At 57.1% G+C, this 11207-nt stretch carries 15 protein-coding genes and 2 pseudogenes; 10 read left to right on the top strand and 7 right to left on the bottom strand.

What is annotated here, in order from left to right:
- Positions 1-7: 7 nt before the first annotated feature.
- The 9 genes from BLR16_RS02395 to BLR16_RS02355 all read left to right on the top strand — a co-directional run bounded on the left by BLR16_RS02395 (position 8) and on the right by BLR16_RS02355 (position 6080).
- On the top strand, positions 8-316 hold the full coding sequence (locus tag BLR16_RS02395) for a hypothetical protein (protein WP_074806345.1): 309 nt from the start codon (positions 8-10) through the stop codon (positions 314-316).
- Positions 316-1002 (top strand): hypothetical protein, encoded by a 687-nt coding sequence (locus BLR16_RS02390; protein WP_074806348.1) that lies wholly within the window; start codon positions 316-318, stop codon positions 1000-1002. Before BLR16_RS02395 ends, BLR16_RS02390 begins: the two co-directional genes overlap by 1 nt.
- A 23-nt stretch (positions 1003-1025) precedes the next feature.
- Entirely contained in the window at positions 1026-2366 is a 1341-nt protein-coding gene (locus BLR16_RS02385) for a tail fiber domain-containing protein (RefSeq protein ID WP_074806351.1), read from the top strand.
- A 49-nt stretch (positions 2367-2415) separates the two neighbouring features.
- Complete coding sequence (locus BLR16_RS02380; RefSeq protein ID WP_058397584.1) at positions 2416-2961, top strand: glycoside hydrolase family 19 protein; 546 nt, start codon at positions 2416-2418, stop codon at positions 2959-2961.
- A complete protein-coding gene (locus tag BLR16_RS02375) occupies positions 2958-3488 on the top strand; it encodes a DUF2514 domain-containing protein (RefSeq protein ID WP_074806354.1) in 531 nt (176 codons plus the stop codon). The genes BLR16_RS02380 and BLR16_RS02375 overlap by 4 nt, the downstream gene beginning before the upstream one ends.
- Positions 3489-3778: 290 nt before the next feature.
- Positions 3779-4573, top strand: coding sequence for a DNA adenine methylase (locus BLR16_RS02370; protein ID WP_092194070.1), 795 nt, complete (start codon positions 3779-3781; stop codon positions 4571-4573).
- 47 nt (positions 4574-4620) lie between these two features.
- The gene (locus tag BLR16_RS02365) at positions 4621-4839 is read left to right on the top strand and encodes a hypothetical protein (RefSeq protein WP_074806360.1); all 219 of its coding nucleotides are present in this window, start codon (positions 4621-4623) and stop codon (positions 4837-4839) included.
- Positions 4836-5048, top strand: a complete 213-nt coding sequence (locus BLR16_RS02360; protein ID WP_074806364.1) for a hypothetical protein — start codon at positions 4836-4838, stop codon at positions 5046-5048. Before BLR16_RS02365 ends, BLR16_RS02360 begins: the two co-directional genes overlap by 4 nt.
- A gap of 51 nt (positions 5049-5099) precedes the next feature.
- On the top strand, positions 5100-6080 hold the full coding sequence (locus tag BLR16_RS02355) for an SGNH/GDSL hydrolase family protein (protein ID WP_074806367.1): 981 nt from the start codon (positions 5100-5102) through the stop codon (positions 6078-6080).
- A gap of 299 nt (positions 6081-6379) precedes the next feature.
- On the opposite strand, the gene arsH is transcribed toward BLR16_RS02355, so the two are convergent.
- The 7 genes and pseudogenes from arsH to BLR16_RS02325 all read right to left on the bottom strand — a co-directional run bounded on the left by arsH (position 6380) and on the right by BLR16_RS02325 (position 10288).
- Entirely contained in the window at positions 6380-7099 is a 720-nt protein-coding gene (arsH, locus tag BLR16_RS02350) for an arsenical resistance protein ArsH (protein ID WP_371123437.1), read from the bottom strand.
- A gap of 14 nt (positions 7100-7113) precedes the next feature.
- Positions 7114-7584, bottom strand: coding sequence for an arsenate reductase ArsC (locus BLR16_RS02345; RefSeq protein WP_074806375.1), 471 nt, complete (start codon positions 7582-7584; stop codon positions 7114-7116).
- Positions 7585-7594: 10 nt separating this feature from the next.
- A complete protein-coding gene (locus BLR16_RS02340; protein WP_074806377.1) occupies positions 7595-8884 on the bottom strand; it encodes an arsenic transporter in 1290 nt (429 codons plus the stop codon).
- A 19-nt stretch (positions 8885-8903) separates the two neighbouring features.
- Complete coding sequence (locus BLR16_RS02335) at positions 8904-9254, bottom strand: metalloregulator ArsR/SmtB family transcription factor (protein WP_074806380.1); 351 nt, start codon at positions 9252-9254, stop codon at positions 8904-8906.
- A gap of 76 nt (positions 9255-9330) precedes the next feature.
- Positions 9331-9510: pseudogene (locus tag BLR16_RS29155) on the bottom strand (transposase domain-containing protein); the annotation flags it as partial.
- 105 nt (positions 9511-9615) lie between these two features.
- Positions 9616-9708, bottom strand: a pseudogene (locus BLR16_RS28760) (transposase); the annotation flags it as partial.
- A 235-nt stretch (positions 9709-9943) separates the two neighbouring features.
- Positions 9944-10288: a hypothetical protein gene (locus tag BLR16_RS02325; protein WP_074806384.1), complete on the bottom strand. Its 345-nt coding sequence runs from the start codon at positions 10286-10288 to the stop codon at positions 9944-9946.
- Between the two features lie 514 nt (positions 10289-10802).
- Between BLR16_RS02325 and BLR16_RS02320 the strand changes: the two genes are divergently transcribed.
- A complete protein-coding gene (locus tag BLR16_RS02320) occupies positions 10803-11093 on the top strand; it encodes a hypothetical protein (protein ID WP_074806386.1) in 291 nt (96 codons plus the stop codon).
- Positions 11094-11207: the final 114 nt, after the last annotated feature.

The raw sequence follows: 11207 nt of genomic DNA, 5'->3' as shown, positions 1-11207 counted from the left end.
CAACGGAATGAGGGTATGGGGCGCAGATGCTGCGCTTCAGCTGGACGAGAATTCGTTCACGATTCGGGTTGTGCTGTCGACGCTCGTCACCTTCTCCGGCACCACAAAGACCAGCCAGGACTTTGCTGTGCCGGGTGTCGGGCCGGGTAACGGTGTTGCAATCGTGATACCGGCTGGCGCTTACGACAGCAATCAGAGGCAGCACGAAACGGAACTCGTTGACGGTACCGCCAGGGTTTACAACCACACAAGAACTTACGGCTCAAGCACGGTTTCAACCGGCACCATGCGGCTGCTTGTCATGAGGTTTTCATAATGGCGGAAGCATATGGCCTGGAGTTTTCCAACAACAGCAATGTGGTAGTTCTCGATTCGCAATACGCGCGCCTGATGGTGATTGCTTCAGGTCGCTATCAGCCCACCGAGGAAAGCGGGCTTGGCTCAACCACCTACTTTCCTCGGCCTGTTACTTCACAAGAGCCGCCCCTAGTGTTTGTGCGGCCTGACACCGTTAGCGCGGTTGCAGGCCTTTGCATGATGCGCCTTATCGGATCGGCCGGTAACTGGACGGGGTTCTATGTGCGGGCGTATGACGTGAACACCGCTCAACCCAATGGCCGCTATTTCGTCGCTCAGTTCGCCGCCCAGCCTGTGGCTGACTTCGGGATGCGGCTATGGGATGGCGCGACCAACTTGCTGTTTGATTCTGGTACTTCAAGTGCGAACTTCACTCGCTCGTTCCAATCGTGGACCTATGAGAGGTTTGATTACACCAGCCAGAATCTTGTCAGGTGTTATTACTCAGTGCCGTTTAACTTTCCTGATAACGAATATCTATTGATTAATTCTTTCGGTATGGGTCTGAACTCGGGCAGTGCCATATCGCGGGCGCTGTATTGCTGGTGGGACTTTCCGAACAGCAAGCTTTACGCGATCACTATTGCATCCGCCAACCCAACAGCATTTTTTCTACCGGCAGTCTTCGCAAAGATGAATGTCTGAAACCCATTTAGTGAGTAAAGAGTATGCCTTGGTATAAAGCTGGGACGGTTTCCGTCACCCAAAATTCGAACGCGGTGATCGGCAACAATACTGCGTTCATTTCAAACGGCCGGGTGGGGGATGGAATTCGCTTGCCCGATGGCGGCTGGTACGAGGTCACCAACATCGCCAGCGATACAGCGATCTCGATATCCCCAAACTATCAGGGCGCGTCGAACAACGCAGGCGGTTATGCACTCGCCCCTCTGCAGGGCTACGTCAAAGAATCAGCGGATGCTCTGCGGGCGCTTGTGAACAAGTTCGGTACGCAGCTGGCCGCACTCGGCACCACTGGTAACTACGACATTCTCCCAGTGACAAAGGGTGGTACTGGCCGCACTGACGGAAGGGCGCTGTTCTCAGAGGTTGGAGTGCAGCAGGCCAGCGCGCTTTACAACGTGCAAGGCATGTACATGGGCTGGAACTCGAGCTCACAGGGCGAGGGCCATTTCGTTGTCAACCGAGGCGGCGGTGCTGGTGGGTATTCGTGGCGATCGGTGAATTCCGGGAATACAGCCACCGGCCCCAGCATGACCTACAGCTACGACGGGCTGCTGACAGTTTCATCCTTGTCCGTAACTGCTGCGCCTATTGGCATCGCATCCGGCGGTACGGGCGGCAACAGTCAGGCCACGGCACGAAAGGCTCTTGGTATAGGCAACGATCAAGCTCCCACCTTCGGTGGACTCGAGCTCAGCAACATCAGTCCTTATATCGACTTCCACTATAACAACACCGCAGCGGACTATGACGTCAGGCTGATTAACCAATCAGCTGGCGTGCTGACACTGCAGGGAGCGATGCAGGTCACGGGAAGGCTTGAGTCGGCAGGCACCTGGTGCAGGGCAGGGCTGAGCGCCGGTCGTGGCGGCACTGTTTACAACTACAACTGGACCGGCTCTAACGTCGACGTCTGGATCGACAATACCTACGTCGGGACCATGACGCTGTTCGGGTCTGACTACCGGTTCAAGAAGTACATCACCGATGCGAAAGTGCCGTCGTACCGTGATCGCATCAACGCTTACAGAATCGTCACCTACCAGCGCAAGGTGTTCGGCGCGGTGTTTCGTGGCGATGGAACCACCTATCAAGGCTTGATTGCGCATGAGGCGCAGGCGGTAAATCCCTTGGCTGTGACCGGCGAGAAGGACGGCGTCGACGAAAATGGCAACGCACGCATTCAGCAGCTGGACCCGATGGCCTTGATCACCGATCTAATGGGCGCTGTCAAAGAGCTGCACTCAGAATCGGTAGAGCTGCGTGCCGAACTGGCCGCGCTCAAGGCTGCTGCACAGCCAGCGGCAGAACCTACCGCCGCGTAAAGCCTGCACAGCGACACCCGCACCCCGCTTTTTGCCTGGAGAAACATCGATGCCGATCACCACGCAGCAACTACTGCAGATCCTCCCGAACGCCGGCCAGAAAGCCGGCGTTTTTGCACCCGTCCTCAACACGGCGATGAGCAAGTACCAGATCGTGACCCCTCTGCGCATTGCGGCATTCATCGCCCAGGTTGGTCATGAGTCCGGTCAGCTGCGTTACGTTCGCGAGCTGGGCGGTAGCGCCTACCTGTCGAAGTACGACACCGGCAAGCTGGCGGAGCGCCTCGGCAACACACCCGAGGCCGACGGCGACGGCCAGTTGTATCGCGGGCGGGGCCTGATCCAAGTGACGGGGCGTGCCAACTACGAGGAATGCGGCGAAGCGCTGGGCCTGGACCTGATCAACCATCCCGAATTGCTCGAGCTTCCGCAGCACGCTGCGATGTCGGCGGCGTGGTTCTGGCACCGGGCCGCGCTCAATACGCTGGCCGACAAGGGAGACTTCCTGACCATCACCAGGCGGATCAACGGGGGCACGAACGGCTTGGCTGATCGGCAGGCGCTGTATACCCGAGCGCTTGAGGTGCTGGCGTGAAGGCCCTGCCGTGGAAGGCATTCGGCCTGCTGCTGATCCTGCTAGCGCTGGCCGGTGCATTGTACGGGGCATACCGGCACGGCGTGACCGTCACCGATCTGGCCTGGAAGGCGAAGTGGGCCGAGCAAGTCAGCGCCCAATCCGAAGCGGTGGCCACCACGACAACCGAGTACCGAACCGAAGAGCAACGCCGCCAGAAAGCGGCCAACCAGGTGGCAAACGATGCGAGACAAGAACAGACCGCTGCGCTTACTGATGGCTCTGTCGATGATGCTTCTGGTGAGCTCATGCGCATCGAAGCCGGAAAGATGGCAGCAACCGCAAGTTGCGTGCCCAGTGATACCGGAGCTTCCGAGCGAGGCAAGGCAGCCACCCGCGCCGCCATGGTGCTCTCCGACTTGCTCGGCAGGGCTGACGCGCGAGCGAGAGAGCTGGCTAAGGCTTATGACCAGTCCCGAATAGCCGGGCTGGCGTGTAACCGCGTTGTCGAAGAGCTATCCAACACCACCAATTCAGCCAGGCCGTAGGCCGCCGAGGAAGCACTGTGCAGACAGTAACGAAGCAAGAAACCTACGACTGCAAGATGAAAGATCGGCAGGCGCTGTACGTCCGGGCTAAAGGCTCTGGCGTGACACGCTGGAAGCCTGATTAAAGTTCGTGCTTCACGCACAAAAGGAGCGGCTGGTAAGGATGCGTCAACATCCGACCCAGCCACCGAACCGCAGACCATTCCTGCAAGTCCAGCCAAGGCCCCTCGCTCTGTGCACAAAGCGCGGCGAGCCTAGCACCTGTTTATCCATACAGTAAAGGCTTGCATATGACTAACCCGATTGTTCCCTGGATGGGCGGCAAGCGCCGCCTCGCCGACCGCCTTATCCCCCTTTTCCCGCCACATGAATGCTATGTCGAAGTTTTCGCTGGTGGAGCTGCCCTATATTTCATGCGGCCGCAGGCCGCCCCTGTTGAGGTTCTAAACGACATAAATGGTGACCTGGTCAGCTTGTACCGAGTGGTGCAGAACCATCTCGAGGAATTTGTACGCCAGTTCAAATGGGCGCTTAGCTCACGACAAGTGTTCGAGTGGCAAAAAACGACACGCCCTGAAACTCTCACGGATATTCAGCGCGCCGCCCGATTTTTCTATCTCCAGCATCACGCTTTCGCGGGCAAGGTTACTGGCCAGACATTTGGGACCGCGACCACTGGGCCTGCCATAAATCTGCTGAGAATCGAGGAAAACCTTTCTGCAGCTTGGCAGAGGCTTTCTGGCACTTATGTCGAAAATCTTCCTTGGCTGGAGTGCGCCGAGCGTTACGACCGTGCCCATACCTTTCACTACATGGATCCTCCGTACTGGAAAACCGCTGGCTATGGCGTGGATTTTCCGTTTGAAAATTACGAGCGAATGGCCGATTTCATGCGGAGATGCAAAGGAAAGGTGATGGTGAGCATCAATGATCATCTGGACATCAGGAAGGTTTTCGCCGGCTTCCATTTCGAACAAGTGGATATTCGCTACACCACCTCGAATCAGCGACAAGGCAAGAGCGAGGTGAGTGGGGAGCTCGTGATAATGAATTGGGAGCCGTCTGCGCTTGGGGGCTTGTTCTAAGGCTTCGCGCCGTATTTCCATCCGTTCCAATCAGCCCTGGGGGCAAAATGCAGACATCGATTAAACAAGAAACTTACGACCGCACGATGAAAGTGACGTTGGCAGTGAAAGCGAACGGAGGTTCGGTGACGGTCCAGATCCAGGCCGGTGATAACTGGATCACCACCGACACGCTCTGGAAAGACGGTGGCTATCAGCTGAGCATTCCGCCCGCGACGATCCGCTACGTGCCCGCTGCTGGCGCTGCATTTGAGGTCTACGCATGAGCCTTCTTGTCAGCCCACTCCCACGCCGCCAACCGATCCGGCGCGGCCTGGGCCTGCTCGGCGATAGCTTATCGGGCAACTGCCACACCATCGGGGCGACGGTGTTCGGTACCGAGGTCTATGGCTACGCGGCCTGGATAGCGGCGCGCACCGGCCTGTTCCCGAGCTACGTCGACAATCAGGGCAAGGTCGGCGACCACACCGGTTAATTCCTGGCTCGCCTGCCGGCATGCATCATTTCGTCCACCGCCGACCTGTGGATGCTGCCATCCCGAACCAATGACAGCACGACTGCGGGTATGACGCTGGCGGACTCCAAAGCCAACGTGATGAAGATCGTCACCGCGTTCCTGAACACACCTGGCAAGTATCTGATCGTCGGCACTGGTACGCCGCGCTTCGGTAGCAGGGCGCTGACCGGGCAAGCGCTGGCCGATGCGATCGCCTACAAAGACTGGGTGTTGAACTATGTCAGCCAGTTCGTACCGGTCGTGAATATTTGGGACGGCTTCACCGAAGCGATGACCGTCGAGGGCCTGCATCCCAACATCCTGGGCGCCGAGTTCATCAGTTCGAGGGTTGTTCCGATCATCACCGCTAACTTCGAATTTCCCGGCATCCCGCTGCCCACGGACGCTGGCGACGTTTACTCGGCCATCCGACCGTTCGGTTGCCTCAATGCCAACCCTCTGCTGGCGGGCACTGGCGGTGCGCTACCAGCTGGCGTGAATGCTGTGGCCGGGTCGGTGCTGGCGGACGGCTACAAAGCCGTTGGCTCTGGCCTGGCCGGGATCACCACGCGGTGGTACAAGGAGCCTGCCGCCTATGGTGAGGCGCAGTGCATCGAGCTGCGTGGAAACATGGCGGCGGCGGGCGGCTACATCTACATGCAGCCCACGGCCAACGTGGTACAGACCAACCTGTCGGCCGGCGACGTTATCGAAATGGTGTCGGCAGCGGAAATCATGGGTTCGTCGCGCGGCATTCTGGCTTGGGAGGCTGAGTTGACCATCACCAAGACTGTCAGCGGTGCTTCGTCAACGTCCTACTTTCGGTCGATGGACAAGTACCAAGAGCCGTTCACCATGCCGCCCAGCTTTTCCGGGGCGTTGGAAACACAGCGCGGCACGATTGACATGAGCGAAACCGTGATCACCTCACGCATGGGCCTGTACCTGGCTGCAGGCGTACCGCAGGACTCGACAGTCAAGGCCGCGCAGTTTGGGATACGCAAAATTTAGAAGGGTCGTGCGCCTCGCAATAGCGCTTCAGGCGTCTGATACTGTTCACAACTTTCGTCAGGATTTCTCACTTTGAAAGTGGGCGGCTCAGATGCGAACGCCGGCTTCGTGGTGGCGGGATTGATTCGCGGACTCTGGCGTCCGAAGAGGATGCCCTCCGGGCTCAATCGCTCTTCTATCCTCAACTCTACGGTCGACCATTTGAAATAGGAAGTGAGGGCTGAAGGGTAAGCGTCCAGCCATCACACATTGCAATTAACAAGGTGTAATGGCTGACCTCCCACCCGAGCGCCGCTGGCCTAGATAGAACGTTGATTCACCCTGGCAGATAAAGCTTCCGCGCTTTCTTTCCGCTCCGAGTAGCGATCAACCAGATAGCTCTCACGGCCACGAACCAGCAGAGTGAATTTCACCAGTTCCTCCATCACATCGACGACACGGTCGTAGTACGGTGAAGGCTTCATCCGATCTGTATCATCAAACTCCAGATACGCTTTGGGCACCGACGACTGATTCGGGATAGTCAGCATGCGCATCCACCGACCCAGGACACGCATCTGGTTCACTGCGTTGAAGGACTGCGAGCCGCCACACACCTGCATCACCGCGAGAGTCTTACCCTGTGTAGGGCGTACCGCACCCATGGTCAGAGGAATCCAGTCGATCTGCGCTTTGAATACCGCAGACATCGCACCGTGACGTTCGGGGGAACACCACACCTGACCGTCTGACCACAGCACCAGATCGCGCAGCTCCTGCACCTTAGGGTGATCGACCGGCGCGTCATCCGGCAGTGGCAGTCCGGACGGATCGAAGATCACCGTCTCGGCACCCATGTGTTGGAGCAGACGTGCAGCTTCATGCGTCAGCAGACGGCTGAACGATCGTTCTCTGGTCGACCCATAGAGCAGGAGAATGCGTGGTTTGATGTTCGAGTCATCTGGAAACCCCAATTTTTCAGCGCTCGGCAGATCCATCAGCGACAGATCAAGGGCTGGAAAGGCCTCGGCAGAGTCCATATCAAATTCGCTCATCACAGGGCTCCGATCCGATCCAGGGCTTGCTTCAGATCAGCACCCTGAAGCGTTTTCAGATCCAGGGTGAAGAACGCGGCGAATCGCCTCTTGATGTGTTCAACGGTCGCATCAAATGCGGCCTGAACATCCTCATCAGTGCCATTTACCTCAGACGGGTCGGACAATCCCCAATGGCTTTTGATGGCCGGGCCGAAATACACCGGACAAGGTTCGCCACCTGCCTTGTCGCACACGGTGATGACGATATCGGGTGGTGTGTCTGCGAAGGCTTCCGAGCCTTTGCTGTACAGGCCGGACGTATCAACTCCCAAGCCTTGCAGAGTGCTCACGGCACGTGGGTTGAGTTTGCCACTGGGGTAGCTACCCGAACTGATGGCTGCGAACCCGTCCGGGGCTACATGATTGAACAGTCCTTCTGACAGGACGCTGCGGCAGCTATTGGCCGTACACATGAACAGGATCTTCATAAGCTAACTCCTACGCGCTGATGCTCAAGCGCACGGCAAGTGCTGCCAGTGTCGCAAGCAGAATGGGAAAGGTGATTACGCAGCCGACCTTGAAGTAGTAACCCCAAGTGATGCGGATGTTTTTCTGAGCCAGGACATGCAGCCATAGCAACGTCGCCAGACTGCCAATAGGCGTGATCTTTGGGCCGAGGTCGCAGCCAATGACATTGGCGTACACCATCGCTTCGTGCGCGAGTCCAGATGCTCCCGTTCCCTGAATCGCCAAGGCACCGATCAGCACGCTTGGCATGTTGTTCATAACGGATGACAGCAGCGCGGCAGTGAAGCCGGTGCCCAATGTGGCAGCCCACAAGCCATGGTCGGCGAACCAGCCGAGCAGCGAGCTGAGCCCTTCAGTCAGACCGACATTCTTCAGCCCGTAGATCACCAGATACATGCCGAGCGAAAACAGCACGACTTGCCAGGGGGCGTTGAACATCACCTTGCGTGTCGAGATCACATGCCCCTTCGCAGCAATGATCAGCAGCACCAGAGCGCACGCGGCGGCGACAGCACTGACAGGGATGCCAAGTGGTTCAAGGGCGAACAAACCGACCAGCAGAAGCAGTAACACCCACCAGCCCGCAATGAACGTGTGGCGGTCTTTGATGGCATCTTTGGGTCGCTGTAATTGCTCGGGCGAGTACGCCAGCGGCACCTCCTTTCGATAGAACAGCCAGAGCATGCCCAGGGTCGCAACGATGCTGACGAGATTCACTGGCCACATGATCGAGGCGTACCGAGCGAATCCGATATCGAAAAAGTCCGCAGAGACGATGTTCACCAAGTTCGAGACAACCAGCGGCAGGCTAGCCGTGTCGGCAATGAATCCGGCAGCCATCACGAAAGCCAGGGTCGCTGCTGGACTGAAGCGCAGCGCAGTCAGCATTGCGATCACGATGGGGGTCAGAATCAATGCTGCGCCATCATTGGCAAACAGGGCCGAGACCGCTGCCCCCAAGAGCACCATCAGAGCAAACAGGCGTGCGCCGCTGCCTCCACCCCAGCGAGTCACATGAAGCGCTGCCCACTCGAAGAAACCTGCCTCATCCAGCAGAAGGCTGATGATGATCACCGCGATAAACGTCGCCGTGGCGTTCCACACAATGTGCCAGACCACTGGGATATCGCTGAGCGTGATGGCACCGGTCACCAATGCGAGTACCGCCCCGGCAGACGCGCTCCAGCCAACGCCAAGTCCACGGGGTTGCCAGATCACCAATACCAGCGTGATCAGAAATATTGAAACCGCCAGCAGCATGTCACTTCTCCAGAAACACTCAGCAGCAGGAAACCTGGCGTACCGGGCGACCTTCCATCGAAGCAAGGCGACCTTGGTCATCGCCGAGCCAGGAACGGTTAGCCTCAAGGGTCGTTTGGAGCACCTCCACTGCCCATTGAGGCAGTTCTGGATGAAGGCGGTAATAGATCCACTGCCCCTGACGGCGATCCTCCAGCAGCCCGCAGGTACGCAACTGCGCAAGGTGTCGGGAGACTTTTGGTTGGTGATCGTCGAGCGCCCAGATCAGTTCGCAGACACATAGCTCGCCCTCGGCAGCGAGCATCAGCATGATCCGGGCGCGGGTTTCGTCACCGAGGCATTTGAAGAAAGTGTGGGGCTGAACCGACATGGCTGACCTATACATTCGATTTTACGTATATACGAATTTACAGATATGATTGCCCCAGTGGAAGCAGCTTTTTTACTTAAGCCGACCAAACGTGCGGAAGCAGGTCGTGCAGCTTGCTTGCTCTGTGAGTTGGCAACCGCGTCAGTACGTCCTTGAGGTAGGTGTACGGATCATGCCCATTCATGTTGACGGGCGTGCGTGGATGCTGAATTTCCAGGCAGATGCTGGAAGGCTGAGCAAGTGATCCAGCATTCAGCACCTCTGTATGCAGCGGGATGAAGGCAGGCTGGATCGCGTTGGTTTCTTGAGTGTGTAGTCGAATCCACTTGTGAAGGAGATTGGCATTGAGGCTGTAGCCCTGGGCGATATTTGTGATGGAGGCACCAGGTTCGGCGCACTCTTGGACGACCTGGGCTTTGAACGATTTGCTATAGGTACGACGCTTAGGATGCATGAGAATCCGCTTGATGGGCCAGAACTGGTGTCCACTCAAATTAGGTGGACACCATAGCCTTCGGCGGTAGCTTCAGGAAGGTGTGTTTGCCGGACGGTTACGCTGAAGGCTGCGTGAGAGCTAGTGAGGTGGGGATGAGGGGGAAACCCGTCCGCCAATACTCCGCTGCCGGGCTGAGCTGGATAGTGAAAGTCGCGCAGTTCGGTATACGCAAGGTGTAGGTCCGCCTTGAGCGTTACTCCTGTTCACCCCATCTTTCCGGGCTGATTCCTTCGAGCCTCATAACCTCACGATGCTGGTCGATGACGTACTTCTGCGAGTTGATTGTCGCCCAGTAATCGCAAGCGTCGCGCAGCAGATCAGATATCCGGCTGTCCGCTTCCCTCAGCTTTATCCGGAGCTTGTCACGCTCGAGGGCTGCGTCGTTGTGCATGTCAATCAGCTTGGTGACGTGTTTACGATATCGGTCTACCTCATCGCGCAACAGCCTATTTTCTTCCGATACCAGGTGCGCGTGTTGCTTGAGCATCTGCTCCTCCGTGGGGCAGAACGGCCAGTCTTCGGCGTAGTCGATGTTCATGATGAGTGATTCTCAATTGCTGTATATGCATACAGTAGTCGAGTGCTTCGGGTTTGGGGAGTGGTGTTCGTCGGCAGGATGCCGGGAAGGGGGAAAATCAGTTCCGAAATAAAAAGTAGAGTCCGCATTTCACGGGGCCTCCAGAGGACTTTTTTTGCTTCTATTTCGGAACAAAATATCGCTACAGGCCGCAGCCTGATTGTGTTTCATGGCCGGATTGCAAATCCGCCTACGCCGGTTCGATTCCGACCTCGGCCTCCACTATTCAAAGCCCCGCAGATTAACGTCTGCGGGGTTTTTTATTGGACGCAGATTTGTATTTTTCCATCTGATCAGGACAACTCCGGGACACTGAAATCATTCATAGGCACCGCGCTCAGCCAGCAAACAAAAGGGCTGGCTCATACACGATTGGAAAGTGGCGTGAGTTGCTTGAGTGGTCTATTAATTTCATGTGTGTCTTAACGAGGGCTCAGCCTTGGTCGGTAGAATTTCTGATTCCGAACTTCATGAAATGCGGATTCGCAAGTTGCAGAACGACATCGCCGACTCAGAGCGCCTCGGGATGCCGGTGAAATTCATGCACCTGTCCGCGTTGACATCCACCAGTCGGGAGCATCATATCGAACGACATGGCGCGTTGTTCACGGGGCAGCAGATGCTCGAGTGGTGGGCAGAAGGGGATAATCGGGTGCGCTGCCGATGCGCATGCACCCCGATACTTCTGGACAGGCAGGGAAGGCCAATGACGCCTGACCTGATAGCCAATGCCAAAATGGAGTTGAAGAACTTCAAGGATTCCTGAGCTTTCGTTTGATGCTTTACGCATAAATAGAGAGAGGGAAGCTAAGAAGTCGATTGCTAAGTTGATGACGTCTTCACCGCGGACCGCAGGACTTCTTTAGCCCCTGACGCATGC

Origin of the sequence: Pseudomonas sp. BS3767 (genome assembly GCF_900099665.1) — a bacterium.
Lineage (GTDB): Bacteria > Pseudomonadota > Gammaproteobacteria > Pseudomonadales > Pseudomonadaceae > Aquipseudomonas > Aquipseudomonas cerasi.
This window is presented reverse-complemented; position numbering and strand designations above follow the sequence as displayed.